The following is a 26,772-nucleotide window of genomic DNA, read 5'->3' on the forward strand; positions in this document are numbered from 1 at the left end:
TAAAAAAGCATTTTACTTTGAAGTAAAATGCTTTTAAAATTATTTTTCGTTAATTTCTGCTTCTATATTTATTTGCACTTCATCGCTAAGTGTTAAGCTAGAAGTATCTGGAGCAAATTTAAAATCGCTTCTTTTGATTTGTCCTTGTAAAGTAAATCCTGCCTTTTCTTTGCCACTATCTGTTTTAATAACTCCGCCAATTTCGGTATCTAAAACGATATCTTTGCTTACGCCAGCAATGTTTAATGAACCATACATTTTACCCTTTTCATTGGAAATTTTTTCATATTTACTCATTGTAAAAGTGATATTTGGGTGAGTCTTTGCTTTGAAAAAATCATCTTGCTGTAAGTGAGCATCTCTTGCTTTGTTTTCAGTATTTATGGAGGTAACTTTTATATTTGCATGAAGTTTGTTAAATTCAAATTTAGCGCTATCAAAATCAATTACCGCATCGTAATCTTTAAATTTCCCATTTACATTACTAATTTGCAAATGCTTAACTTTAAAACCAACATTTGTGTGAGCTTTGTCTAAGCTAAATTCCTTACTTAAAGTATTGCTTACCAAAATTGAAGCAGCTAAAAAATAACTAAGTAGTATTTTTTTCATGTTTTTCTCCTTTAATATTTAAAGATTATACTATATAAACAAATAAAAAATATTAACAAATATATTTTTTTATATATATTCTATAAAATCTTTTGCATTAGCTTCTTTAAAACCTTTTAATCTTAATAAACAACTATCACATTTGCCACAAGCTTTATCTTCTCTTTCATAACAAGACCAAGTGTGTTCTAAAGCTACTTTTTCTTTTAAAGCTAAATTAACTATTTGTCTTTTGCTTAGATGAATTAACGGGGTTTTAATTTTTACATTGTAAGTTTTTGTAGTACCTTCATTAATAAATTCACTTGCTTTTTGTATAAATTTTTCACTACAATCAGGATAGCCACTGCTATCTTCTTGTACTACTCCTATAAAAATATTTTCACATTTTTCTTTTTCAGCTATAGCTCCTGCTATGGATAAAAAAATACCATTTCTAAAAGGAACATAAGTATTTGGAATTTCTTTTTCGTGGAGTTTTTCTTTTGGAATTTCTAAATTTAAATCTGTTAAAGAGTTACCACCAATATTAGCTATAAAAGAAACATCTAAAATATATTTTGTTTTTATATTAAGTTTTTCACAAATTTTATTAAAACATTCTCTTTCTTTAAGCATAGTGCGTTGATTATAGTCAAAATGCAAAGCAATGATTTCATATCCTTCTTTTTTAGCCAAATATGCACATAAGGTACTATCCATACCACCGCTTACAATACAAAGAGCTTTTTTCATATTTTTCCTTAATTTTGATATAATTTGAAATTATAAAACCAAAAGGATAATAATGATTTTTTGCGAAGAAGAAATGGATATTTCTTTTCTTGAAAAAATTGCCCAAAAAATGAGTGATCAAAATATAGAACTTGTTTTAGTGGGTGAAAAAACCATGCATGAAATTAATCTTAATCAAAGGGGGGTAGATAAAACTACAGATGTTTTGTCTTTTCCTTTAGTACAAAATTGTGAAAAATTACTTGGAAGTATAGTGATAAATTTAGATGAAGTAAGTAAAAAGGCTATAGAGTATAAACATAGCGAAAAAGAAGAGATGGCATTACTTTTTATCCATGCTATGCTTCATTTGCAAGGCTATGATCATGAAATAGATCAAGGACAAATGAGACAAAAAGAACAAGAATGGATTGAATATTTTAAATTGCCAAAAAGTTTGATTGTAAGAGTGCAAGGAGAATAAATGTTTAAAAAATTTGCTTTTAGTTTAAGTTTATGTGTGAGTTTGTATGCTTATAGTGAAAATACATTCGCGCTAAATATTTTAGAAGGAAAGGAATTTGATATTTACCTATATAGCTCTAGTAAAAGTAACACCAGCTATGGATTTGTTCAAACAAAACAAAAACAATATAGTTTTTGGGGTAGTGCTAAAAATGATGAGTATTATATAGATATAGCAGATTTTGGAACTTGTGTTTTAAAAGACATACATAAAAATAAATTCGAAGCCCTATGTAAAATAGATGGTGTGAAAAAAGAATTTAACTTTTTAGCTAATAAATCCAATACAGGTATTTATCAATTATCACTTAAAGAACACAAACAAGTAGAAGATAATAAGAGTATCGAGTTTGATTTTAGTGAAGATATATTAAAACTATCAAGTCAAAATAAAAATTTAGAAAAAATTATTGATGATTTTAATGAGAACTTAGATAAAAATTCATTAAAACAAAAAATAAAAGAAAGTTTTGATAAATGGAATAAAGAAGATATTTCTAATAATGAGTTTTTTTCTCAAGCTTATATAATTTATCAAGATGAGCATATTATCTCTTTAGGAAAAAATATTTATGAGTATAAAGGTGGTGCTCATGGTATAACTAATTTTTTAAGAAAAACCTATAGTATTGATGATATGAAACTTCTTAGATTAAAAAATGAGTTAAAAATAGAAAATGAAGATTTTCAGAATATGATTAAGCAAAAGATTTTAAGTTTATATAATGAAAATGAATTATTTGATATTAAAGAACTTAAAATAAGTGAAATTTTTGAAGTGAGAAAAAACGGATTAGCTTTGATATGGGAGCCTTATGATATAGCTCCTTATTCTACTGGAGTAATTGAAATTTTTATAAGTTATGATGAGTTAAAACCTTTTTGGAAAAATAATTCAAAATTAGCTTATTTGAGTAAAATCAAATAAGCCTTTAATCATCAAATTTTTGTCTTAAAATCGTTCCATTATCATCTATATAAAGTTTCATTTGATTATTAAGTTTGATTTTATAATAAGAAATTTTCCTTTCTATTTCTATGATTGCTGTATTAGGGTAGATATTTCTAATGGTATTTTGTATTGCTAGAGGTAAAATTGCGTAATTTAGTGATCTAAAATTTTCAGCCTCTTTAAATTCTCCATTAAGTGAAAACTCAATTTCGGTTCCATCGCTTAAATAAATCTCATAAGAATAACCATCTTGCTCTACTAGACCTATTTCTGCGTTAAAATAATCTTTAATAAATTGTTTGATATTTACCGGTAAAGAATCAGGTGCTATAACTATACCCGCATTAATGGTATTTAGTGTGATAAAAAAAGCTAAAGCTAGTTTTTTCATTTTTAACCTTATTTTATTTTTTGACGATATTGTATCTTATTAGTGTGAATTTTATGTGTAAGCTAGAATTTAAATAGCATTTTGTTATAATTATTAAAAATACAAAGTAGGGTAATGGTAGTCTCTTTTTTAATTGCTTTAAATATTGTGATATTTATCTTTGTGAATTATCTTTATTTTGGATCTTTAAATTTAGATGTAATTTTGGGATTAAATTTATTTTTTTTTCAAGGATTATATTGGCAAATTCTAAGCTCAATGTTTATGCATGGAAATTGGCCTCATTTGATTTTAAATATGATAGTACTTTTTCAATTTGGTTCTATGCTAGAAAAATACTTAAAAAGTTTCAAATTTGTTTTGCTTTATTTAATCGGTGGAATTCTTTGCTCTTTACTTAGTGCTTTTTATGTGTACTTAAGTTTTGATGGTAGTTTTGTAAATGTAGTGGGTGCAAGTGGTGCTATATGTGTTTTAATGGGATATTATGCATATTTAGATAAAACCGCCACCAAAGGGCTTATCGTAGCTATATTACTAATGAGTTTTGTACCTATTTTTATGGGTGTAAATATAGCTTGGTATGCACATATTTTTGGCTTTATATGTGGATATGTTTTGGGCAAATTTAAGGTTATAAGATGAAATATATCTATTTTATCCGTCATGCTAAAGCTCAAAAAGAAAATTGCGAACAAGATTTGCAACGAGAGCTTAGTTCTAGTGGAAAAGATGATCTAAGGACTATGACTTACAGGATTAAAGATTTAGAATTTAAAGCTCAAAGCATTATTTCAAGTCCTGCTAGGCGTTGTATAAAAACAGCACAAAAACTTTGCAAATGCTTTTCTTTAAAAGAAAAAGATATTAAGATAGAAAAAAACTTTTATGATGGTAATTTAGAAGATGTATTAAAATTTATAAAAGAATTAAAAGAGAGTAGGGTAGTGCTAATTATGCATAATCCTTTATTGCAAGAACTTTGTGAATATTTAGCTCACATAGATTTAGAAAACTTTCCAACTTCTGCTATTTTATGTATGCAATTTGATATAAAAGAATTTAAAGATATAAAAGAACATAGCGGGGAAGTTGTGTTTTTTGATTATCCTAAAAGTCAAGAAAATAACTAATCTACATTTTTAAACTTCAATTTTATTTAAGCAAAAATACAAACTAAAATTTAGTTGAAATAAAAATATACATCTTTAATCTTTCATAGCCACATAAAATAACTTATAATATTTTTCAAAAAATTATACTTATTTTTTTATGGATAAGTTATTTTCATCCAAAAATTAAAATGCTTTAAAATACTATATTATAGGTGTTTTAAAATACATTTTACTTATGAAAGTGTAGATAAATATAAAAGTTTGAAAATTATAGTTTTCAATACAAAATATATATTACTTAATGATTTTACTATTTATCATATAATTTTACATATATATTAAGTTTAAGTTAAAATATTTTTATAGACTAAAAAAGCTAAAATGATGAGTAAAAAGGAAAATAAATATAAAAGTTTAACTTGTATGGAATTTTTGGTTCTATTTGGATTTTTGGATTAATCTTGAAAGTTGTTTTGCTAAAAGTTTAGCACTATTTTCATCTTTGCTAAGTTTTTTCATATTTTCTCTAAATTCATAAAGTCTTTTTTCTTGTGCAAAGTCATTGTTTGAAGTATTGTTTTGTTTTGAGGTGTTATTTTGGTTTACTTGCTTTTGCACGATTTTTTTCTTAAAAAACATGTCATCACCCTATTTTGTTTTTGTAATTATAGCTTGATATTTTTTAAGTAAGATTTTTTTATAATTTTTATATTAAATTTAAAAGGAAGAAAAGTTTGAAAACCATAGGTTTAATAGGTGGAATGAGTTATGAAAGTACACTTAGCTATTATGAAATAATCAATAAATTAACAAATGAAAAATTAGGAAAATTACACAGTGCTAAGATAGTTTTAACTAGCGTTGATTTTGAAGAAATAGAAGAATGCCAACGTAAGAATGATTGGCAAAAAGCAAGTGAAATTTTAACCCAACATGCCCTACTTTTGCAAAAATGCAGAGTTGATTTTATATTAATTTGTACCAATACTATGCATAAATGTTATGAAAACATACAAAAAAACATTCAAATTCCTATCTTACATATAGCTAAAGCTATGCTTTTAGAGCTTCAAGAGCAAAAAATCGATAAAGTGTTGCTGCTAGGAACAAAATACACTATGCAAGAAGATTTTTATAAACAACTTTTAATTAACTCAAAGATTGATGTTTTTATCCCTAAAAGCAATGATATTTTAAAGCTTAATGATATTATTTTTAATGAGCTTTGTAAAGGTATTATAAATAAGGACTCAAAAAAATATTTAGATGATTTGATTGCTCAATTTCCGCAAGTTCAAGGAGTGATTTTGGGTTGCACTGAACTTGGATTGATTGTAAAAGAAAGCTCTAAAAAACTATTTGATAGTGCTTATATCCATGCTAAAATGGCTACTTTGAAAGCCTTGGAGAATAAGTGATGAAATATCCTCTAGATTGTGAAGAAAATTTTGAAAAGTCATTTTTATTTTGGCTTTGTAGATATGTGAAATTTAAGCTTAATTCTTTATCAAATAAGGAATTAAAAGACCCCCAAGCCTTGGCTGTAGCAAATTTAGCTCTAAGTAAGGGTGTTAAAAATATACAAGAGCTTGATGCTTATGTAAAAAAAGCAAGAAATGCAGGACTTAGCGGTGTAAATACGTATTTTAATCCTTTGAAAAAACTTTATGAATATTTGTTATTTTACAAGCTTTATTCGCTAAAACAAATTGATGAAGAGCTTTTAGTGGAAATTTTAGCAAGTATTAGTGCTTCTTTATCTGATGCGAGTAAGAAAAATTATCGTATAGCTGTGATTAATTTTTTTGCATTTTTAGATAAACAAAACGAAGAAGATCAAAAAGCGCACATTTTTGATATCAACCTTAAAAATTGGGCAGGTGTAAGTGGTTCTAAAGGAGTTAAACTACCTGAGTATATGAGTGAAGATGAAGTGAGTAAATTTTTAGATGCTATTGATAATACAGATTTTAAAAGCAATACTATACGCAATCGCTTGATTATTAAAATCATCATTTTTACAGGAATTAGGGTTAGTGAAGCTATTAATATAAAATTAAAAGATATTAGCGAAGAAAATGATCTTTATATCATACGTATTAGAGCTAAAGGTAATAAATACCGCGTTGTGATGATTAAAAAAGAGCTTATAGAACATCTTTTAAAAGATGTAAGAGTAAATTATCTTTCTTGCGATGGACTTTTATTTGTCAATCGCAATGGTAAAGCCCTAACCCAAGCTTATGTTTCGCGTATAGTAGAACAAATTTTATTTAAAGCAGGAATCCGCAAGCAAAAAAATGGAGCCCACATGCTAAGACATACTTTTGCTACCCTACTTTATAAAAAACAAAAAGATTTAGTTTTAGTCCAAGAAGCACTAGGGCATGCAAGCTTAAATACTTCAAGAATTTATACGCACTTTGACAATGAAAAGCTAAAATTAGCCGCAGAAGTAGCTAAAAAACTTCACGATAGAACTTAATTTTTTTATAAAAAATCCGATTTATCCTTTAAAAGAAAGGATAAATCATGCAAATAAATGACTATACCAGTAAAATCAATCCTTATATTTTAAATACCCAAAAAGAAGAAAAAGAAAGTAAAGAAAATAAGAATTTTATAGAGTTTAAATTTACTCAAGGTATAAAAGAGCTTGAAAAAAGCGTTAAAGAAAGTCAAAATGGAGAAAAATCAGAAGATGAGTTAAGTAAACTTTATAAAGAACTTTCTAAAATACAAGCTAAAATAGCAGAATTAAATGCTAAATTACAATCAAGCCAAGATCCACAAAAAGCTCAAATGATCAATTCTCAAATTCAAAGTTTAAATTCGCAAATGCAAAGTATATATGCAAGGATAACTCAAATGTTATCTCAAGCAATGCAAGCTATGCAATGACTTTAATGTTTTTTAGCATTTAAAAAAACACTAAGAATAATTAGACTAAAAGCAAAAAGGTCTATTGTGCTATAAATAGTGCCTAAAAATAAAAAACTCATAAAAGCAGCGGAAACGGGTTCTATGCAAGCTATCATACTAGCTTTAAAAGCTCCTATTAATTCAACTCCTTTTAAATATAAACAAAAAGCCCCTATTGTACCTATAAATATAATCCCACTCATAGCCAAAAAGGAGTTTGAAGAAAAATCATGATTTGGGATATTTCCTTGTAGTAATATAAAAAGCAAAAAAGAAGCGAATAAACTAGCCAATCCCATGATTAAAAACAAGCCATATTTTGATATGATAACCCTAGCACTTAAAGAATAAAATGCTACTCCAATAGCTCCAAAAAATGCCCAAATAACACCTCTTATATCAAGTTTTAATGTTGTAATATCCCCATTTGTTATAAGCAAAAATAAGGCAAAAAGTATTAAAAACAAAGCAATTAGTTCTATTTTTTTAGGAAAAATTTTATTTTTAAAACACATAAAAAGCATTATAATTAGTGGTGCGTTATATTGTATCATCGTAGCAGTTCCTGCATCAGTATAATAAATAGCCTTAAAATAACCATATTGAGTTATCAATAAACCAAAAATAGAAAAAATTAAAAGAGAGTTGATTTCTTGTTTCTGTTTTAGTAATTTTATTTTGAAATTTTTTGCACCTAAAATTATTAAAATAATGCCGGTAAAAAACAAGCGATAAAAGCTTATATACTCAGCAGAGTAGTGATTTTTAAATAAATATTCAGCCAAAACTCCACTAATTGCCCAAAATATCCCACCAAGTATAACCAAAAAAACTCCCAAAAAACATCCTTTATCTATTATAATATTAAATTTTTATAATGTTTGTAGTAAAATATTATTATATCATTCATGTATATATTTTAAGGAAAATTAATGACTTATTTAGAGATTGATGGCGTTGAAAAATTAAATGGAGAGGTAATAATAAGCGGTGCAAAAAACGCTGCACTTCCTTTGATAGCTTCAAGTATTTTAGCTAAAAATGAAGTTCAAATTTCAAATTTACCACACGTAGCAGATATTTGTACCCTACTTTCTTTGCTTGAAAATTTAGGAGCAAATTATACTTTTAAAGACAATTTTGCAAAAATAAATACAAAACATTTAAATAAAACCATAGCAAAATATGACATCGTGCGTAAAATGCGTGCTTCTATACTTACCTTAGGGCCTTTACTAGCTAGATTTGGAAATTGTGAAGTTTCTTTACCAGGAGGTTGTGCTATAGGCCAACGTCCTATTGATTTGCACCTTTTAGCTTTAGAAAAAATGGGAGCTAATATTGAGATTAAGCAAGGTTATGTAGTAGCTAGTGGAGAGCTTAAAAGTGCTGATGTGATGTTTGATAAAATCACTGTTACAGGCAGTGAAAATATTATTATGGCAGCAGCTCTAGCTCATGGCAAAACTAGACTTTTAAATGTTGCTAAAGAGCCTGAAGTGGTACAACTTTGTGAGGTTTTAGCTAGAGCTGGGCTTGATATACAAGGCATAGGATCTTCTGAGCTTGAAATTTATGGCACAAGTGGAGAGCTTTTAGAATTTAAACCTTTTGAAATTATTCCTGATCGTATTGAAGCAGGAACTTATCTGTGTGCTGGAGCTATTACTAACTCAAAAATCACTCTAAAAAAAGTCAATGCAAGCCATCTTAGCGCAGTTTTGGCAAAGCTAGAGCAAATGGGCTTTAGCTTTGATATCAATGAAGATAGTATTAGTATAAATCCTGCTAAAGAAATCAAACCAGTTGAAATTTTAACTAGTGAATATCCAGGTTTTCCAACAGATATGCAAGCACAATTTATGGCTTTAGCTTTAAAAGCAAACGGTACAAGTATTATTGATGAGAGATTATTTGAAAATCGTTTTATGCATGTAAGTGAGCTTTTAAGAATGGGAGCTGATATAAGATTAAATGGGCATATTGCTACTATAAATGGCACTAAAGAGCTTTTGGGAGCTGATGTTATGGCTACTGATTTGCGTGCATCTTCTGCTTTGATTTTAGCAGCTTTAGCAGCTAAAGGCACAAGTAAAATTCATAGAATTTATCATCTTGATAGAGGGTATGAAAATTTAGAAGAAAAATTTAAAAAACTAGGCGCAAGCATAAGAAGGCTTGAAGAATGAGAGATATTTTTGCAACTTTAAATTTTTTAAAAGAACAGATCAAAGCAAAAAATGAATTTCAAAGAGTAAATTTAACACAGGCTTTGGGGTGTATTTTGCATGAAGATGTTTTTGTGAAAAAAAACCTACCCGCTTTTGATAATTCTGCCCTAGATGGTTATGCACTAAATTATACACATAAGAATGAATTGCTAGAAATAAAAGGAAGTATTTTAGCAGGCGATAAAAATGATTATATTATAGAAAAAAATAAATGCTATAAAATCATGACAGGAGCTAAAATTCCTCAAAATGCAAATACCATTTTAATGTTTGAAGAAGCTTTGTTTGAAGATGAAAAACTCAATGCCAAAAATGCTAAAGAAAGCAATGCCATCCGCTTTAAAGGCGAGGAAGCAAAGCTCGGAGAGCTTTTGTTTAAAAAGGGACAAAAAATTACCTCAGGTATGGTAGCTATGCTTGCTGCTCAAGGAATTTATGAGTTAAATGTCGTTAAAAAATTGCGTGTTGGGATTTTTTCAAGTGGAGATGAGCTTGTAGAGCCTTGGGAAAATGCTGATGAATACAGTATATATAATGCAAATGCTTTTGGAATTTATGCTATTTTGCAAGATTATGCTGATGTTGAGTATTTAGGACTTATAAAAGATGATTTAAATGCATATAAAAAGCTTTTAGAAAATAAAGAATTTGATATACTTATAAGCAGTGGTGGAGCTAGCGTGGGCGAGGCTGATTTTATCAAACAAGCTTTGCTTGAGTGCGATTTTAGCCCTATTTTTGAAAAAGTCAACGCTAAACTTTGCAAGCATATAAAACTTTTTAGCAAAAGCGATATGTTTTTTCTAGCCCTACCAGGAAATCCTTTAGCCTCTTTAGTTTCAACGCATGTTTTTGCAAAAAATATACTCAATTTACTTTATGGTAAAGAACTTTTGAAATTTGACAAAGCAAGATTGGCTAATGATTTAAATTTCAAAGGTCAAAGAAATAATTTTGCTTTTGGAAAATTAGTCGATGGATATTTTAAACCAAGTGAAGCTAAAATTGGCTCAGGTATGCTAAAACCTTTATGTGAAAACACGCATATTTTAATCACGCAAATTGATGATACGAAATTAGCAAAAGATCAAGAAATTAAAGTTTTAAAAATTTAATAGGGTATTAAACTACCCTATTTTGAATGATTAACCTCTTGCTTTATCTAAGGTTTTAAAAAGATTATTTAAGATATTTTCTTCATTTTTTTGGTATTTGCTTTGGCGTAATTTCTCCCAAGCATATGCACTATAATCTTTAGAAATCGAACCTATATTTAAATCTGTATTACTAAAAGCATTGTTGCTATCTTTTTTATACTCTTTTTCTTCTTTGTCTTTAAGTGCATTAAGTGTAGCTTGAAATTCATCTGAAGATGTGTTTTTTTCTTTGATTTTTGTCATATTATTTAGGGCTAACGGGCTATTTTTATCATTTACTTGCATAAGAACTCCTTTTTTAAATTTAATAACTACAAGCAAAAAACATTCCTTAATTTCAAAAACTTGACAATAAAATAAAGTTTTGATAAAATCACACTCTACTTTCAAAATGCGGGAATAGCTCAGGGGTAGAGCACAACCTTGCCAAGGTTGGGGTCGCGAGTTCGAATCTCGTTTCCCGCTCCACTTTTTACACCCTAGTTTGATTTAAAATATTATTTAATTTATCCATTACAGAATTTACATAAGAATTTATACTTTCATTGCTAGGAGAGTAGCCACTAGCTTTAGCTTGATTAAATTGATTATCAAACCAAGCCCCACCATAACCTATGCTTGAATTTTGCCAAGCAATATTATTTTCTTTGGCATAAATTTTAGAATCAAGCCAACCATCTTGAGCGTGTGCTTTTAAAATTTGTGCAAAATCGACTTTACCTGTCATAATATCATTTAAAGAGGCTAAAGAACCATCAAAACTTTCTTTTGCCATAGCTTCTTTAAATGCTTGAATTTTAGGATTGACTTTGGTATTTCCACCTTCTAAAATTGTTCCACCGCTAGATTTTAAAAAACTCATAAATAAAGCTTCTTTAGTATAGCTCCCATCTTCATTTTTTGGATAAACAGACATATCAGGATTAAAAGTATCTTTTGCTATATCGCTATCTAAAATTTGAGTTTCCATACTTTCAGGGGAAAAATCTAATTTTTTCAATCCTGTATTGATAGAATTTTGCATTCCTATGCTATCTATAGTATTGTATTGCTCTTGTGTATCATAAAAATTTGTTATAATTTGTTTATTTAAATTTTCTAAAGAAGCAAAATTGTTATTTGTGTCATAAATACTATAACCTTTTGGTAAAGAATTTAAATCTTCTATACTAAAACTAGTTTTATTAGAATTTTCAAAACTATGATTTATGATTTGATCAAATTTAGAATAATATTGTCTTATAGTATCAGTCATATCTATGTTTGTATAATAACCACCAGTTACACTCAAGGAAGTTTTACTTGATGTGCTAAAATAATTTTCCTCATTGTATCTATACAACTCATCTAAAGTAGATTTATGTATCTTAAAATCTTCAGGTAATCCCGCTGCTTTGTTAAAATCACTACCCATATAGCCACTAGAATCAACACTATAACCATAAGCCATAGAAGCAGGATTATTAGCTTGTCTATATTTTAAAGCATAAATAGAATTTTTAAAATCGCTTGATATATGATAATTAGGAGAATCGCTTTTAATACTATTTTGATTTAATATTGTTTCATTGAGTGCTAATGTTTGAGTATTATTACTTTGAATTTCAATTAATTTACTAGCATTTTGTTTAACAAAAGTATTTGCAAAATTTGTTTTTGAACTTGTTTTATTTTCTTTATTTGCTTTTGTTTGTGAAATGATAGAACCATAAGAGGAATTATCATTTATGCTAAATATACTCATTATGCAATTCCTTAGATTTAGATTTTGCCCTCAATCTTCAATCTTGCATTTTTACAAGCAAATTTTATTCCCTAGGTTTTAGAATTTTTTCAAGTAAACACTTGAAAAAATTCTAAAACGAATATTTATAACTTAACCAAAAACTTCTACCTTCTGTATAATCTTGATAGCGATTAGCATAACCTGTTGGTAGGTCATCAGTTGTTCTTCCTGTTACACCTGGATCAAAAAAGTCGGTGTCTAAAAGATTTTGAATACTAAAGCTAATACTTTGTTGTTTATCAATTTTATATGTTGTTCCTAAATCTACTATGTAAAAATCTTTATATTTATCCCAAGGCATTGCAGAAACTTTACCTCCTTTGGACTTTGCTATAGTATCAAGTCTTGCACGAGCTTTTATATAAGAATTAAATTTACCCTGCTCGTAATTTAAACGAACCATAGCAATATGGCGAGGTAAATTTTCTATCCTATCTCCACCAAGAACATTTTTCTTGCCATCTTTATAGCGATTATCCATAAAAGTATAACTAGAGTTCAAACTAAATCCATTGTAAGAATCTGTATTAAAAGCTACTTCTAAGCCTTTTGTTTGTGTTTTTCCAAGATTGATTATTTTTGAGCAAGTTATTCCATTGTTACAATCAATCCCATTTTGCATACCTGAAAGTTCTTCTGAACTTATTTGATTAGTAAAATTAGTCACAAATGCTGTAATGGAAGAATTTGCAAAATCAAATACTCTAAAATTAATACCTAATTCATAGTTAGTGCTTTCTTCTGGTTTTAAATCTGGATTACCAAAAGATGCATCTGAAGAATCATAATTGTAATATCCATTGGTAAGTTGTTTAGCTGCTGGAGTTTTATATCCCATTGCTATTCCACTTTTTAACGCCACCTTATCGTTAATATGATAGATTAAGTACAATCTTGGAGTTAATTTAGAGTTAAATAAATCACTATAAATATAACGCAATCCTGTTGTAAATATTAAATCTTCTGTGATAAAATATTCTCCCTCTCCATATAGAGCTAAGGTAGTTTGATCTAAATTTTTACCTTTTATTTGGCTACCTGCACTAGAGCTATCATTTTTTAGCATTTCATAATCTATTCTAGTGCCAATGCTTGTAACTAAATTACCATAATTTTTTAAATCCCATGGTAAAATAACTTTACTCTCTCCTACCCATATTTGACTATGTAAATCAGGATCTTTTGTGCTGCCATATTGTAAATAAGTATTAGTTGTACCAAAATCATAACTTCCATCATGATTTAAGATAATATTATCTTTGAATAATTGTCTTTCGCTTTTTACTGCTTTGCTACTTGTAGAATTAACAGATATTTCATTAACATAGCGTTCTATATCAAAATAAACATTATTGTAATCATCAATAGTGTAATTTAATCTACCACCAAATCCTAAGCTTGTGAAATATCCTGGACTGTGCGAAGCTATTTGATAATTATTTGGTTTTTGAATTCCAGTGTTATCATATACTGGAGTTGGCCATTTTAAATCACTTTCTTGTTTATCATAATATTTAAATCTAGCTGAAAAAGATAATTTGTCTTTTATAATAGGAGAGGCTATATAAGCATTAAATCCTCCAGCGTTTCCATATTTTTTGGAATGTTGTTGTAATAAAGTATTAAATTCTATACTTGCCTCGACCTTGTCGGGATTTTTCTTAGTAATGATGTTTATCACGCCACCTACTGCATCGCTACCATATAATGTTGATGCTGGACCTCTTATTACTTCTATTCTTTCTATCATTGAAGATGGAGGAAGGTATCCTGACTCACTTCCACTAAAACCATTTTCATAAAAACCATTAGCAACGCTTTGTCTTTTTCCATCTATTAAAACAAGAGTATATGCACTACTAAATCCCCTGATACTAAAATCATATGTTCCTGTTTTGTTCATAGTAATATCAACACCTGGAATATCTGCTATGGCTTCACCTATGTCTTTGATAGGTTGTGTTTGTAATTTTTCTTTTGTAATTACAGAAATAGAAGCTGGTGCATCGACTAAATCTTGTTCATAACCGCTTGCAGATATAACTGACTCATCGAGTGTTACTTGCTCTGATGCTACTAAAGAACTTTGTGAAAATAATGCAAGATATAACATATATAATCTAGTATTTTTAAAAATCATTTTTTATCCTTATTTATGTCTTTAATTATTTCTTCCAACATAATTTTTATAGATATTAATCCGCCACCTGAAAGGTACCAATATTCAGGGTTTATATAAAATATGTGATTGTTTTTATATGCATTTGTTTTTTTAACTATAGGATTTTCAATGGTTTTTCTAGCATTTCCTTCGCCACCTACTATGGCATCTCTATCTACGACAAAAATATAATCTGGATTAATTTTAAGAATATATTCAGGTGATATGTTTTTTCCATGAGTACTTACGGATATATTTTCATCTGCTACTTTAACATCTAATACATCGTGTATAATTCCAAAGCGAGATTTTGATCCAAAAGCTGACATTTTATTAGCATTAGTAAGTATAATCAAACCTTTTTTAGTTGGATTAATTTGTGATTTGAAATGATTAATATCTTGCAATAAAGCATTAAATTTTTCTTTTACTAGATCTTTTTTATCAAATATATCTCCTAAAATATTTAAATTCTTCTCAAAAGAATTTAAATAATCCTTTGTATCTACCGGCAAATAAAGAGTAGGAGCTATTTCTTCAAAACTTTTGAAATTTTTAGCTTGTCTTCCTGAAACGATAATAAGATCAGGTTTTAATTTATATATAGTTTCAAAATTTGGTTCTTGAACACCACCAACATTTTCAACATTTTTAAAACTATCTAAATATTTGGGTAAATTTTTTAATGGTACACCAATAATTTTGTCGCTTAAATTTAATTCTTTTAAAGAATCTAAAATACCATAATCAAAGACAATGACTCTGCTAGGATTTTTCACCACCTTAGTGCTACCTAAGTCGTGTTTTATTTCTAACAATGTTGCATTGGAGTCTTTGGTGTATTCTTCTTTAGAACAGCCAAACATTAAAAACATCGCTAATATACAAAAAATAGTTTTTTTCATTTTTATCCTTTTGTTTGAATTATATAAAATGCAATTAATTTAATTAAATAGCCTGCTTTCCTCCTTTTTTAATTGAAAATCATTCTCCAAAATACATACAAATTTTTTTATTATTTATAGAATGTATAGGAATATCCATATTGAAAATATTTTTTAATATTTGTGTATTGATGATTTCATCAGTATTACCATTTTTAATCACTTCTCCATTTTTCATAGCTATAATATAATCTGAATAAATAGAAGCAAAATTAATATCATGTAAAACAACTATTATGCCTTTGTTATACTCTTTTGCTAAATTTTTAATAATTTTCATAATTGAAACTGAATGCTTCATATCAAGATTATTTAATGGTTCATCTAAAAATATATATTCTGTATCTTGTGCAATAATCATTGCAATAAAAGCCCTTTGTTTTTGTCCACCACTTAAAGTATCTAAAAACCTGTCTTTAATATCTTGCAAATTCATATATTCTATAGCTTCATTGACTTTTTCTTTGTCTTTAGTGTTTAATTTTCCTTGAGAATAAGGAAATCTGCCAAAAGATACTAATTCTTCTACTGTTAATTTGATATTTAAATTATTTTGCTGTTTGAGTATAGAAAGTATTTGAGCTAAATCATTTTCTTTGTAGGTACTAATATTTTTCCCTTTGACAATAATCTCCCCTTTATCTGCTTTCATCAATCTACTTGCTAAAGATAATACAGTACTTTTTCCAGCCCCGTTAGAACCTATTATAGAGGTTATTTTTCCTTTTTCAAAACTAACATTAATATCTTTTACGATTATTTTATTATTGTATTTTTTTTCGATATTTTTTAGTTCTATCATATTCTATGTCCTTTTAGTACCAAATATATAAAATAAATTCCACCTAGAAAATTTATAACTACACTAATAGTTGTGTTAAAATGAAATATTTTAGAAGTGATAAAAACTCCAGCTATTAAAACAAAAATACTAATGAGTATTGTAAGAGGGATTAATATTGAATGCTTGTATGTTTTAGCTACTTCGTAAGTGATATTTACCACTAAAAGTCCTAAAAAAGTAATAGGACCAACCAAGGCTGTGCTAATAGATATTAAAATAGCTATAAAAATAAGATTTTTTTTAACAAAATAATCATAAGAAATTCCCAAATTAATAGCATTATCTCTTCCAAGTGATAATACATCTAAATATTTAAAATCTTTCAATAGTAAAAATAGAACAAAACATAACATTGTACAAGATAATAAAATAAGTTCAACTTGAATATTGTTAAAACTAGCAAACATGCGACCTTGCACTACCATAAATTCATTTGGGTCAATTAAAACTTCAAAAAATAAAGATAATGATGAAAATAAAGTTCCAAAAATAAGTCCTAGTAATAATATAAAATAAATATTCGCATTACTTTTAAATAAAATTTTATAAAATACCAGTGTAAAAACCATCATACAAAAAAGACTGATGAAAAAATTAACTTCTTGATTAATAACACTAATATTACTAGAGCTTAAGAAAAATACTAATAAAGTCTGTATTAATATATATAAAGAGTCTAATCCTATGATGCTAGGAGTTAAAATTTTATTGTTTGTAATTGTTTGGAAAATAATTGTTGAAACTGAAATGCAAATTGATACTAATATGATAGAAAATAATTCCAAAATCCTTTTTTTAAAAATATATATAGAAAAATCAAAATCAATCATTATATATACAAGAGACAAAAAACATACCATGAAAATTAACAAATAAAATATTTTACGCATTTGTTTTCTTTCTTAGTAAAATCCAAACAAATAAAATACCTCCAATAATGCCAACGGTTAAATTTATAGGAATTTCAAATGGATAAATAATAGTCCTTGATAAAATATCGCATACTAATAAAAACACGGCTCCAAGTATTGCGGTATAAAAAAGAACAGCTTTTAAATTATCACCTTTATATATTGAAACTATGTTTGGTATAACAAGACCTAAAAAAGGTATTACTCCTATTGTTAAAACCACAATAGAAACCACAATGGAAATTATAATTAACCCTATATATAAAATAGTATTGTATGAGATGCCCAAATTTAAGGAAACATCTTTACCCATGCCAACAATGGTGATTTTATTAGCAAAAAAATATGCAATGATAAAAATAGGAATACTAATAAATAATATTTCATAATTTCCTATCATGATAGATGAAAAATTACCTTGTAGCCAGCCTTGAATATTTTGTATCATATTGTTTTCATAAGCAAAAAAAGTCGTAATAGAGTTAATAATACCTCCAAACATTAATCCAATCAAAGGAACAAAAACAATTTCTTTTAGTTTTATTTTTTGAAGTATTTGGATAAAAATAACACTACCAATAAGAGTAAAAATAAAAGCTATAAAAATTTGATAAATAAAATTAAATCCACTAAAAAATAACATACAAATTAAAATTCCAAATTTAGCACAATCCATAGTCCCTGCGGTTGTAGGAGATACAAATTTATTTTGAGTAAGTTGCTGCATAATCAAACCGCATATACTCAAGCTCATTCCAGTAATGATAATGGAAATTAATCTTGGTAGTCTAACAATTGTTAAAATTTCTTTTTCTTCTTGAGTTAAAGATAGAATATTAAATATAGAAATATCTTTAACGCCTACAAAAAGACTAATCAAGGATAGAAATATTAATGTAGGTATTAAAAAACTAATTCCAAATAAATATTTAATCATAATACAAAACCAATTATAATAATATTAATTATCAAAATTGAAATACTATTAAAAATATTCTTAATTTTATATTAATTATGATATTTAAAATCAAAATATATAAAATTAATTATTATTTAGGTAAATATTTTTGATTTCGTACAATGTTTTTTCTATAACACTACTATATATTTGATTTTTGAATATTTAAAATTAACCTCACAAGAATTATCTGAAAATAATTTCTAATAAAAATGGCTGATATTAATGTTTGTTTTTAAATTTTTGGCTTTTTCATTGTTCCTATTGCTAAAAATATTATCGAACAACTTTTTAGTTTTAGTATTTTAGATAAGAAAGAAACCTTCACCCCATCATAAAGATGGAGAAATTATAAAATAATGGGAAAATATATTATTGTCTTGCAAAAGACATTTAATGTAAATAGACCTACAAATTAATGACAAAATATACCCATAAAATTATTATTGATGGAATATTTTTTATCTATAAATAGCATTAAGTTTTCTTGTAAAAATGATAAAAATTGTTTATTGCCACCATCTTGTTTAAATTACTCTTGGGAAACCTTTTTGGAGAGTAATATTTTATTTGTTTTTTGGTATCAAAAACCAAAAGTGAGTTGCATCTAATTCCTAGTAATTAATAATTTATCTTTAAGTATATTCTTATTACAGATTTAAAAATCTTGGAAAAAAACAAATTGTTATCTAATAAATATAAGACTTTTAAATTTTATTTTGCATTTTTGCTTTTTGTAATAAAATTTTATATCTTACATTGTGATGGGTAATAAATATAGGTTTTTCAATATCAAAATAATGATAAGTATTATGATATATTTTAAGAAGCTCTTAAGATGGTTTTGAAAATAAAATATTTAAAAATACAAAGAAAAATTATAATTTTAATCACTATTATAACCCTTATTTTATTTTCATTGTATTATAATATTTCAAAATTACAATATAAAGGTTGCTGTATTGTTTTTTAAACAAATCATTCTAATTTTATTTTTCTATACTTTTAACTTTGCTTCGAATTTTGATGAAGTAAAATTAGCTTTGATTAAAGAATTTAAGACAAATTATCCACAGCTAGAAATCATTTCTTTAGATCTTAACACTCAATCAAGTTTGCCTGCTGATTTTAACCAATATATTTTTTTAAAACTAGGTAATCATAATTTTGATAGAGCAGATGGTTTTGTAAAGGCTGAATTTAAAACTCCAGAACAGTTTAAAAAAAATATATTTTTTAAGTATTTTTTAAAGGCAAAATTAGAAGTTTTGCAAACCACGCGCCCTATTTCGCGTAATGAAAATTTAAGTCCTGCTAGTTTTAAAATTTTAAAAATTCCTTTCGATAAAGCTCCGCAAGGTGTATTAAAAAAAGATGAAATCGCAAATTTAATAGCCAAAAGCAATATAAGAGAAAATATGATTTTAAAATATAATATGTTTAAAACCAAAACCCTTATACAAAGAAATGATTCTGTTTATGGGGTTATCAAAGATGGAGATTTAAGCATGATAATAGAGTTAAAAGCCTTGCAAAGTGGGAATTTAAACCAAAGAATTCGCCTTAAAAACAAAGATGGAAAAGTCGTGCATGGTAAAGTCATTAGTAAAAATTATGTGGAGCTAAAATGAGAAAAATTTTAGTAGGTATTAGCGGAGCTAGTTCTTGTGAACTTGGTTTTTTATTATTAAAGCATTTAAAAGAAAAAGGACAAATTTATGCCATTGTGAGTAAAAATGCAAAAATAAGTTATATGAAAGAAAACTCTCTTTTAGAAAAGATAGATTTTTTACAATATATAAAAGATAAATTTGAACTTGAACATGTAATTTTTTTAGATAATGAAAATATTGGTCAATGTGTTGCAAGCGGATCTTTTGGCGTAGAAACGACTTTTATCACACCTTGCTCGATTAACACTTTAGCAAAAATTGCTTGTGGTATAAATGATAGTTTGCTTACAAGAGCTGCAGGAGTGGCTTTAAAAGAACGCAAAAAACTCATACTTGGAGTAAGGGAAATGCCTTATTCTACTTTAAATTTAGAGCAAATGGCTAAACTTTCTAGCTATGGAGTTATCATCGCTCCTCCTGTAATGGCAAGTTATGCTAAGATTGATAATTTAGAAAAACTATATGAATTTATCGTAGGAAAATGGCTTGATTTAGCAAATATTGAGCATAATTTATACCAAAGGTGGCAATGATGGCTAGTTGTATATATCCAGGGACATTTGATCCTGTCACTAATGGACATTTAGATGTGATTATTCGAGCTAGTAAGTTGTTTGAAGAAGTAGTCATTGCCATAGCTAAAAGTGAGAGTAAGAGACCTATGTTTAGCTTAGAGCATAGAGAAAAAATGGTAAAAATTGCTACAAAAGACTTAAAAAATGTTAGAATTATAGCTTTTGATAACTTACTAGTAGATCTTGCTAAAAATTTGCAAATAAATATCATTATAAGAGGCTTAAGAGCGGTGAGTGATTTTGAGTATGAATTACAACTTGGTTATGCAAATCACATGCTTTGGGAAGATTTTGAAACTATATATCTTATGCCAAATTTAAAAAATTCTTTTATTTCAAGTTCCATAGTAAGATCTATTTGTGTGCATAATGGTGATGTGAGTAAGCTTGTGCCAAAAGAAATTATACCTTTATTAAAGGAGAGAGATTGTATATAGCTTTTGAAGGGGTTGATTGTGTAGGTAAAAGCACGCAAATAGAACTTTTAAAAAAATATTTTCATAATGCATTTTTTACCAAAGAACCAGGCGGAAGTGAACTTGGAGTGTATTTGAGAAAAATTTTATTAGAAAGTAAAATACAATTTTCTAAGAAGGCTGAGCTTTTGCTTTTTTTAGCAGATAGAGCAAATTTAATCGATATACATTTAGCGCAAAATAAAAACAAACTTATCATTTCAGATCGTAGTTTTATTTCTAATATAGCTTATGCAAGATGTGATTTTGATCAAAATATTTTATTTGAGTTAAACTCTTTTGCCACAGGTGGGATTTTTCCACAAAAGATTATATTTTTGCATGGCTCTAAAGAGCTTATTGCACAAAGACTTTCTAAAAAAGATCTAGATAGTATTGAAAAAAGAGGGATAGAGTATTTTTTAAACATACAAAAAGCTTTAGAAGAAACTTTAGAGTTTTTAAAAACTAAGATAGATATAAAAATTTTAAAATTAGATGCTTCTTTAAGTATTGAAATTTTACATGAAAAAATTAAGGAATTTATAGATGATTAATGCTTTAAAGGGAATGAAAGATTTACAAGATGATCAAGCTACTCTTTATGAAAAAGTGGTAAAAACTTGTGAAGAAGTAGCTAAAAACTATGGTTTTACTTTTATTAATTGTCCGCATTTAGAACTTACTAAGCTTTTTAAAAGAAGTGTTGGAGAAAGCTCTGATATAGTTGGTAAAGAAATGTATGAATTTGTTGATAAAGCAGGCAATGATGTATGTTTAAGGCCTGAAGGGACAGCGGGGGTGGTAAGATCATATATAGAAGCTAAAATGGATAAGGCTCAAAGTGTTAAAAGATGGTTTTACCATGGTTCTATGTTTCGTTATGAAAGGCCACAAAAAGGAAGATTGCGTGAATTTCATCAATTTGGAGTAGAAAGCTTTGGTATAGCAAGTGTATATGAGGACGCGAGTATTATTTTAATGCTAAATGAAATTTTTAGACGTTTAGAAATTTATACAAGTTTGAAAATTAATTCTTTAGGTTGTAAAGAATGTATGGGTGTATATAAAGAAAAACTCATAGCTTTTTTAAATTCTAAAGAAGGTTTTTGCGAGGATTGTTTAAGAAGAAAAGACTTAAATCCTATTAGAGTGCTTGATTGTAAAAATGATCATTGTCAAAGTTTAATCGAAAATGCGCCAAAACTAAGTGAAAATTTATGTCCATGTTGTAAGAAAGATTATGAAAAATTACAAAAACTTTTAAAAGAAAATGATGTTGAGTTTGAGTGTGATGAGAAATTAGTGCGTGGGCTTGATTATTATTCTAAAAGTGCATTTGAGTTTGTTAGTGATGAAATCGGTGCAAAAGCTGCCATAGCAGGCGGTGGAAGATATGATAGATTGATTGAATACTTAGATGGTAAAAGTGGCTATGGTGTGGGTTTTGCTATGGGTATAGAAAGGATTATGGCTATTTTAGAGCAAAAACAAAGCGTAAAATCAAGAGAAGGAATTTATCTTTGTGCTATGGATGAAGCTTATATAGATACTATTTTTAAATTAGCAAATACTTTAAGAAAAAAACATAAAGTATATTTAAGCTATGAAGCAAAAAAACTTGCAAAGCATTTAAACCAAGCAGATAATGCTAATACTAAAATATTTTTGTGTATAGGTGAAGATGAGATACAAAAAGAAGAGATTTTTTATAAAAATTTGGAAAATAAAGATACTAAAAATATAAAATTAGCAAATTTGGAGAATGAGTTATGATTGATTATGGTATTAATATTTGGGGTGCAAATAATTTTATCATCGAAAATGGCAAAGTATGTGTAAATCATGGTAAAAAACCTGCCATTATAGATATAGTAAATACTTTGCGTGATGATGGTTATAAGGGGCCATTGTTGCTTCGTTTTCCTCATTTAATCCATAAGCAAATTGAGCAAATTTATGAAAAATTTTCTAAAGCAAAAAAAGAATTTAACTACAAAGGTTCTTTTAACGCTGTATATCCTTTAAAAGTTAATCAATATCCAGGTTTTGTAAAAAATTTAGTTAATCTAGGCAAAGAATACAACTATGGCTTAGAAGCAGGAAGCAAGGCTGAGCTTTTACTAGCTATGGCTTATAATAATGAAGGCGCTCCTATAACAGTTAATGGTTTTAAAGATAAAGAACTTATAAATATGGGCTTTATAGCGTGTGAAATGGGTCACAATATCACTTTAACTATGGAAGGGCTTAATGAGCTTGAAGCAATGATTGAAATTGCTAAAAATCGTTTTAAACCAAAGCCAAATATAGGTTTAAGAGTGCGTTTGCATTCAGCTGGAGTAGGAATTTGGGCAAAAAGTGGTGGTATAAATTCAAAATTTGGTTTAACATCTACTGAGCTTATTGAAGCAGTAAATCTTTTAAAAGCCAATAAGCTTTTAGATCAATTTACTATGATACATTTTCATTTAGGCTCACAAATTACTGAAATTCATCCTTTAAAAAAAGCTCTAAATGAAGCGGGTAATATCTACACCGAACTTAGAAAAATGGGGGCAAAAAATTTAAAAGCTATTAATCTTGGTGGGGGTTTAGCAGTAGAATACTCTCAGTTTAAAAATGAAACAAGTAGAAATTACACCTTAAGTGAGTATGCAAACGATGTTGTGTTTATTTTAAAAAGTATTGCAGAACATAAAAAAGATTTAGAGCCTGATATTTTTATAGAAAGTGGGCGTTTTGTAGCAGCTAATCATGCTGTTTTAGTAGCGCCTGTTTTAGAGCTTTTTTCTCAAGAATACACAGAAAGTAAGCTTTTATTAAAAGATAAAAATCCAAAACTTATAGATGAACTTTATGATTTGTATAAAAACATTAAAGCCTCTAATGCACTTGAGTATTTACATGATAGTATCGATCATATGGAGAGTATTTTAACCTTGTTTGATTTGGGTTATGTAGATTTACAAGATCGCTCTAATAGTGAAATTTTAGTGCATTTGATTATGAGAAAAGCTATTTCTTTAGTGGGCGATCAAGCTGATTTATCGAGTTTGCAAAATGAAGTACAAGAAAAATATTTAGTGAATTTTTCAGTATTTCAGTCTTTGCCTGATTTTTGGGGTTTAGAGCAAAATTTCCCTATCATGCCACTTGATAGACTTAATAAAAAACCTACAAGAAGCGCAAGCATATGGGATATAACTTGCGATAGTGATGGAGAAATTTCTTATTCCAAAGATAATCCTTTATTTTTACACGATATTGATGTAGAAGCTGAAGATTATTTTTTAGGATTTTTCCTAGTGGGAGCTTATCAAGAAGTCCTTGGTATGAAGCATAATCTTTTTACACATCCAACTGAAGCTTGTATAAGTATCAATGAAAAGGGTTTTGAAATAGAAAGTGTGCTAGAGGCTCAATCTATTTTAGATACCTTAGAAGATCTTGACTATGATATTCATGCAATTATGGATAATATTAATGAAAAAATTTATGCTTCAAAACTTGTTAATGAAAATCAAAAAAAACATATTTTGGGTGAAATTTATTTATTCTTAAATGATAATGGATATTTAAAAAGCATAGGCTCTAAATGAGTATTTTTAAATTAATCAAAGAAGATTTTTCTATGCCAAAACAAAAAGATCCTGCATATAGATCTTGGGTGGAATTAGTTTTTAACTATCCTGGTGTTTGGGCTGTGGTAAATTATCGCTTTGCGCATTTTTTTTACCAAAAAGGTTTTAAAAAAATAGCAAGGATTATTAGTGGAATTTCGCAGTTTCTTACCGGAGTTGATTTACACCCTGGGGCGCATTTGGGTAGAAGGATATTTATAGATCATGCAAGTGGTGTTGTGATTGGCGAGACTTCTATTATAGGTGATGATGTTTTGATTTATCAAGGTGTTACTTTAGGTGGAACGAGTTTAGATAAAAATACCAAAAGACACCCCACTATAGAAGATGGCGTGATCATAGGTTCTGGTGCTAAAATTTTAGGCAATATCACCATAGGTAAAAACGCCAAAATAGGCTCAAATGCAGTTGTATTAAAAGATGTTGAGGCAAATTTAACAGCTATTGGTATACCTGCCTATATCAAAGAACATGGTAAGATTAATTATGAAGAAAAAATTGCTAAATTAGAAGCAAGGCTTGCTATTTTAGAAGAAAAGCTAAATAAAGAGGATAAATGATAGCAATTACAGGTGGAGGCACGGGAGGGCATTTAGCTATAGCTAGATGTTTATTGCAAAGTGCAAGAAAACAAGGCATAGAATGTATTTACATAGGAAGTGAAAATGGTCAAGATAGACTTTGGTTTGAAAATGAAGATGGTTTTTATAAAAAATATTTTCTAAGCTCTCAAGGCGTTGTTAATAAAAAAGGCTTAGCTAAGGTTCAATCGTTTTTGCATATTATAAAACTTGCAAGAAAAACAAAACAAATTTTAAAAGAACATAATATTAAAGCAGTTTTTAGTGTGGGTGGATATAGCAGTGCTCCAGGTGCTTTTGGTGCTTTAATGGCAAATATCCCGCTTTTAATCCATGAGCAAAACTCAAAAACGGGAAGTTTAAATTCACTTTTAAAGCCTTTTTCTAAAGCTTTTTTTACTGCTTTTGATGATCAAATTAATAAAGCAAATACTTTCTTTTGTCCTTATCCTATTAACGAGATTTTTTCTCAAAAAGCAAGAGTAAGAAAAGAATTAAAAAATATTATTTTTCTTGGCGGCTCTCAAGGGGCTAAATTTATAAACGATCTTGCTTTAGAAAATGCTTTATATTTTAAAGAAAAAGGCATAAATATCATTCACCAATGTGGTAAGAATGATTATGAAAGATGTAAAAAAGCTTATGAGGATTTAAATGTCAATACAGATCTTTTTGACTTTGATAAAAACATTATAGATAAAATTTCTAAAGCAGATTTAGCCATATCAAGATCAGGTGCAAGTAGTCTTTTTGAGCTTAGTGCAAATTTACTTCCTTGTATTTTCATACCTTATCCATATGCAGCTAAAAATCACCAGTATTTTAATGCTTTGTATTTAAAAGAGCGTAATTTATGTGAAATTTTAACCCAAGAAGAAAAACATAAATTTTTAAACTTAGTGGAAAATTTCTCACTAGAAGAAAAATCTTTAGCCTTGCAAGAATTAAAAAGTGAAAATGGTGCAGATTTTATGATAGAAAAAGCAAAACAAATGGGGTTTATTTAAATAAAATACTCCCCAAACGTACCATATTTGAGCCACATTTTATAGCTAGCTCAAAATCCCCGCTCATGCCCATAGAGCAAATTTTTGCCCCGTGTTTTTGTAAATTTTCATAGATTTTAAAAGTTTGCTCAAAACTTTCTTGAACTTTTTCTTCGTTCATAGAGCCTATACACATAATGCCTACTAGATTTAAATTTTTACACTCTTCTTGTATTTGCAAATACTCTTCTATAGCCTTATTTTGCTCTATGCCACTTTTAGAACTTTCATTGGCTGTATTAATTTCCAATAAAGTATCTAATTTATAATCAAGTCTTTTATCTACAGCTTTGGCACTTTTTAAGCCATTGCAAGATTGCCAAAGTAATGGGTTTTGTTTGATTAAAAGATTGATTTTATTGCTTTGAAGATTGCCTATAAAATGCCATTTGATTTCTAAATCTTGAAGTTTTTCTTTTTTTAAAGCTAAAGCTTGGACTTGATTTTCTCCAAACTCTACAACACCTTGCTTAAAAAGCTCTCGAATTTGCTCATCTTGAACATATTTGCTAGCTGCTATTAAACGCACATTTTGTTTTATGGTTTTTTCAAAAATACTTTCTAAATTCATCTTT

At 27.8% G+C, this 26,772-nt stretch carries 30 protein-coding genes and 1 tRNA gene; 18 read left to right on the forward strand and 13 right to left on the reverse strand.

The genetic code is table 11. The features are described from left to right. Nucleotides 1-39 precede the first annotated feature (39 nt). Both EL235_RS03815 and queC read right to left on the reverse strand, forming a co-directional pair. Nucleotides 40-612 carry a YceI family protein gene (locus EL235_RS03815; RefSeq protein ID WP_126340836.1) on the reverse strand — a complete coding sequence of 191 codons (573 nt, stop codon included), beginning with the start codon at nt 610-612 and terminating at the stop codon, nt 40-42. 69 nt (nt 613-681) lie between these two features. After that, nucleotides 682-1,347 carry a 7-cyano-7-deazaguanine synthase QueC gene (gene queC / locus EL235_RS03820; RefSeq protein WP_126340837.1) on the reverse strand — a complete coding sequence of 222 codons (666 nt, stop codon included), beginning with the start codon at nt 1,345-1,347 and terminating at the stop codon, nt 682-684. A gap of 52 nt (nt 1,348-1,399) precedes the next feature. Here queC and ybeY point away from each other — a divergent pair, with 52 nt between their 5' ends. Both ybeY and EL235_RS03830 read left to right on the forward strand, forming a co-directional pair. Then, the gene (gene ybeY, locus EL235_RS03825; protein ID WP_126340838.1) at nt 1,400-1,810 is read left to right on the forward strand and encodes an rRNA maturation RNase YbeY; all 411 of its coding nucleotides are present in this window, start codon (nt 1,400-1,402) and stop codon (nt 1,808-1,810) included. Then, a complete protein-coding gene (locus tag EL235_RS03830; protein ID WP_126340839.1) occupies nt 1,811-2,779 on the forward strand; it encodes a DUF3298 and DUF4163 domain-containing protein in 969 nt (322 codons plus the stop codon). A 4-nt stretch (nt 2,780-2,783) separates the two neighbouring features. Here EL235_RS03830 and EL235_RS03835 read toward each other — a convergent pair whose 3' ends face one another. Next, nucleotides 2,784-3,194: a PepSY-like domain-containing protein gene (locus EL235_RS03835; RefSeq protein WP_039626002.1), complete on the reverse strand. Its 411-nt coding sequence runs from the start codon at nt 3,192-3,194 to the stop codon at nt 2,784-2,786. Between the two features lie 114 nt (nt 3,195-3,308). Between EL235_RS03835 and EL235_RS03840 the strand changes: the two genes are divergently transcribed. Together EL235_RS03840 and EL235_RS03845 are read left to right on the forward strand one after the other, a co-directional pair. Beyond that, complete coding sequence (locus tag EL235_RS03840; RefSeq protein WP_039626004.1) at nt 3,309-3,839, forward strand: rhomboid family intramembrane serine protease; 531 nt, start codon at nt 3,309-3,311, stop codon at nt 3,837-3,839. Further along, entirely contained in the window at nt 3,836-4,327 is a 492-nt protein-coding gene (locus EL235_RS03845; RefSeq protein ID WP_039626005.1) for a phosphohistidine phosphatase, read from the forward strand. The genes EL235_RS03840 and EL235_RS03845 overlap by 4 nt, the downstream gene beginning before the upstream one ends. Before the next feature lie 420 nt (nt 4,328-4,747). On the opposite strand, the gene EL235_RS03850 is transcribed toward EL235_RS03845, so the two are convergent. Further along, entirely contained in the window at nt 4,748-4,948 is a 201-nt protein-coding gene (locus EL235_RS03850) for a hypothetical protein (RefSeq protein WP_039626007.1), read from the reverse strand. A gap of 95 nt (nt 4,949-5,043) precedes the next feature. Here EL235_RS03850 and EL235_RS03855 point away from each other — a divergent pair, with 95 nt between their 5' ends. The 3 genes from EL235_RS03855 to EL235_RS03865 are packed head-to-tail and all read left to right on the forward strand — an operon-like array spanning nt 5,044 to nt 7,210. Then, entirely contained in the window at nt 5,044-5,727 is a 684-nt protein-coding gene (locus tag EL235_RS03855) for an aspartate/glutamate racemase family protein (RefSeq protein ID WP_126340840.1), read from the forward strand. Continuing rightward, nucleotides 5,727-6,794 (forward strand): tyrosine-type recombinase/integrase, encoded by a 1,068-nt coding sequence (locus tag EL235_RS03860; protein ID WP_126340841.1) that lies wholly within the window; start codon nt 5,727-5,729, stop codon nt 6,792-6,794. Before EL235_RS03855 ends, EL235_RS03860 begins: the two co-directional genes overlap by 1 nt. Before the next feature lie 47 nt (nt 6,795-6,841). Further along, nucleotides 6,842-7,210: a hypothetical protein gene (locus EL235_RS03865; RefSeq protein WP_126340842.1), complete on the forward strand. Its 369-nt coding sequence runs from the start codon at nt 6,842-6,844 to the stop codon at nt 7,208-7,210. Nucleotides 7,211-7,212: 2 nt separating this feature from the next. Here the strand turns inward: EL235_RS03865 and EL235_RS03870 are convergent, their stop codons facing one another. Next, on the reverse strand, nt 7,213-8,070 hold the full coding sequence (locus EL235_RS03870; protein WP_126340843.1) for a DMT family transporter: 858 nt from the start codon (nt 8,068-8,070) through the stop codon (nt 7,213-7,215). 93 nt (nt 8,071-8,163) lie between these two features. Here EL235_RS03870 and murA point away from each other — a divergent pair, with 93 nt between their 5' ends. After that, nucleotides 8,164-9,420 carry a UDP-N-acetylglucosamine 1-carboxyvinyltransferase gene (gene murA, locus EL235_RS03875; protein WP_126340844.1) on the forward strand — a complete coding sequence of 419 codons (1,257 nt, stop codon included), beginning with the start codon at nt 8,164-8,166 and terminating at the stop codon, nt 9,418-9,420. Next, nucleotides 9,417-10,577: a molybdopterin molybdotransferase MoeA gene (locus EL235_RS03880; RefSeq protein WP_114640297.1), complete on the forward strand. Its 1,161-nt coding sequence runs from the start codon at nt 9,417-9,419 to the stop codon at nt 10,575-10,577. The genes murA and EL235_RS03880 overlap by 4 nt, the downstream gene beginning before the upstream one ends. A gap of 30 nt (nt 10,578-10,607) precedes the next feature. Here EL235_RS03880 and EL235_RS03885 read toward each other — a convergent pair whose 3' ends face one another. Beyond that, entirely contained in the window at nt 10,608-10,904 is a 297-nt protein-coding gene (locus EL235_RS03885) for an invasion antigen C (protein ID WP_039627413.1), read from the reverse strand. 108 nt (nt 10,905-11,012) lie between these two features. On the opposite strand from EL235_RS03885, the gene EL235_RS03890 reads away from it, so the two are divergent. Then, nucleotides 11,013-11,087 (forward strand) — tRNA-Gly (locus tag EL235_RS03890). A 4-nt stretch (nt 11,088-11,091) separates the two neighbouring features. Here EL235_RS03890 and EL235_RS03895 read toward each other — a convergent pair. The 6 genes from EL235_RS03895 to EL235_RS03920 form a co-directional block, all read right to left on the reverse strand. Continuing rightward, complete coding sequence (locus EL235_RS03895; protein ID WP_126340845.1) at nt 11,092-12,363, reverse strand: Cj0814 family flagellar-dependent secreted protein; 1,272 nt, start codon at nt 12,361-12,363, stop codon at nt 11,092-11,094. A 112-nt stretch (nt 12,364-12,475) separates the two neighbouring features. Then, nucleotides 12,476-14,518, reverse strand: a complete 2,043-nt coding sequence (locus tag EL235_RS03900; RefSeq protein ID WP_321968542.1) for a TonB-dependent receptor domain-containing protein — start codon at nt 14,516-14,518, stop codon at nt 12,476-12,478. Between the two features lie 23 nt (nt 14,519-14,541). After that, nucleotides 14,542-15,471: a siderophore ABC transporter substrate-binding protein gene (locus tag EL235_RS03905; RefSeq protein ID WP_039626029.1), complete on the reverse strand. Its 930-nt coding sequence runs from the start codon at nt 15,469-15,471 to the stop codon at nt 14,542-14,544. 79 nt (nt 15,472-15,550) lie between these two features. Continuing rightward, nucleotides 15,551-16,312, reverse strand: a complete 762-nt coding sequence (locus EL235_RS03910) for an iron ABC transporter ATP-binding protein (RefSeq protein ID WP_039626032.1) — start codon at nt 16,310-16,312, stop codon at nt 15,551-15,553. Further along, entirely contained in the window at nt 16,309-17,244 is a 936-nt protein-coding gene (locus tag EL235_RS03915) for an iron chelate uptake ABC transporter family permease subunit (protein WP_039626034.1), read from the reverse strand. The genes EL235_RS03910 and EL235_RS03915 overlap by 4 nt, the downstream gene beginning before the upstream one ends. Then, nucleotides 17,237-18,205: an ABC transporter permease gene (locus EL235_RS03920; RefSeq protein ID WP_232017408.1), complete on the reverse strand. Its 969-nt coding sequence runs from the start codon at nt 18,203-18,205 to the stop codon at nt 17,237-17,239. The genes EL235_RS03915 and EL235_RS03920 overlap by 8 nt, the downstream gene beginning before the upstream one ends. A 980-nt stretch (nt 18,206-19,185) precedes the next feature. Between EL235_RS03920 and flgA the strand changes: the two genes are divergently transcribed. From flgA to murG, 8 genes are read left to right on the forward strand one after another with little or no spacing between them, the layout of a single operon-like run. Continuing rightward, the gene (gene flgA, locus EL235_RS03925) at nt 19,186-19,854 is read left to right on the forward strand and encodes a flagellar basal body P-ring formation chaperone FlgA (protein ID WP_069106955.1); all 669 of its coding nucleotides are present in this window, start codon (nt 19,186-19,188) and stop codon (nt 19,852-19,854) included. Continuing rightward, the gene (locus EL235_RS03930) at nt 19,851-20,429 is read left to right on the forward strand and encodes a UbiX family flavin prenyltransferase (protein ID WP_126340847.1); all 579 of its coding nucleotides are present in this window, start codon (nt 19,851-19,853) and stop codon (nt 20,427-20,429) included. The genes flgA and EL235_RS03930 overlap by 4 nt, the downstream gene beginning before the upstream one ends. Continuing rightward, nucleotides 20,429-20,908, forward strand: a complete 480-nt coding sequence (gene coaD, locus EL235_RS03935) for a pantetheine-phosphate adenylyltransferase (RefSeq protein ID WP_080750157.1) — start codon at nt 20,429-20,431, stop codon at nt 20,906-20,908. Before EL235_RS03930 ends, coaD begins: the two co-directional genes overlap by 1 nt. Further along, the gene (gene tmk / locus EL235_RS03940) at nt 20,899-21,483 is read left to right on the forward strand and encodes a dTMP kinase (protein ID WP_039626042.1); all 585 of its coding nucleotides are present in this window, start codon (nt 20,899-20,901) and stop codon (nt 21,481-21,483) included. Before coaD ends, tmk begins: the two co-directional genes overlap by 10 nt. Then, nucleotides 21,476-22,702: a histidine--tRNA ligase gene (gene hisS, locus EL235_RS03945; RefSeq protein WP_126340848.1), complete on the forward strand. Its 1,227-nt coding sequence runs from the start codon at nt 21,476-21,478 to the stop codon at nt 22,700-22,702. Before tmk ends, hisS begins: the two co-directional genes overlap by 8 nt. Then, a complete protein-coding gene (gene speA, locus EL235_RS03950; protein ID WP_126340849.1) occupies nt 22,699-24,528 on the forward strand; it encodes a biosynthetic arginine decarboxylase in 1,830 nt (609 codons plus the stop codon). The genes hisS and speA overlap by 4 nt, the downstream gene beginning before the upstream one ends. After that, nucleotides 24,525-25,130: a serine O-acetyltransferase gene (gene cysE / locus EL235_RS03955; RefSeq protein ID WP_126340850.1), complete on the forward strand. Its 606-nt coding sequence runs from the start codon at nt 24,525-24,527 to the stop codon at nt 25,128-25,130. The genes speA and cysE overlap by 4 nt, the downstream gene beginning before the upstream one ends. Further along, nucleotides 25,127-26,158, forward strand: coding sequence for an undecaprenyldiphospho-muramoylpentapeptide beta-N-acetylglucosaminyltransferase (gene murG / locus EL235_RS03960; RefSeq protein ID WP_126340851.1), 1,032 nt, complete (start codon nt 25,127-25,129; stop codon nt 26,156-26,158). Before cysE ends, murG begins: the two co-directional genes overlap by 4 nt. On the opposite strand, the gene EL235_RS03965 is transcribed toward murG, so the two are convergent. Then, nucleotides 26,151-26,768: a YggS family pyridoxal phosphate-dependent enzyme gene (locus EL235_RS03965; protein WP_126340852.1), complete on the reverse strand. Its 618-nt coding sequence runs from the start codon at nt 26,766-26,768 to the stop codon at nt 26,151-26,153. The genes murG and EL235_RS03965 overlap by 8 nt on opposite strands. Nucleotides 26,769-26,772 lie beyond the last annotated feature (4 nt).

Origin of the sequence: Campylobacter lari (genome assembly GCF_900638335.1) — a bacterium.
Taxonomy (GTDB): Bacteria; Campylobacterota; Campylobacteria; order Campylobacterales; family Campylobacteraceae; genus Campylobacter_D; species Campylobacter_D lari_E.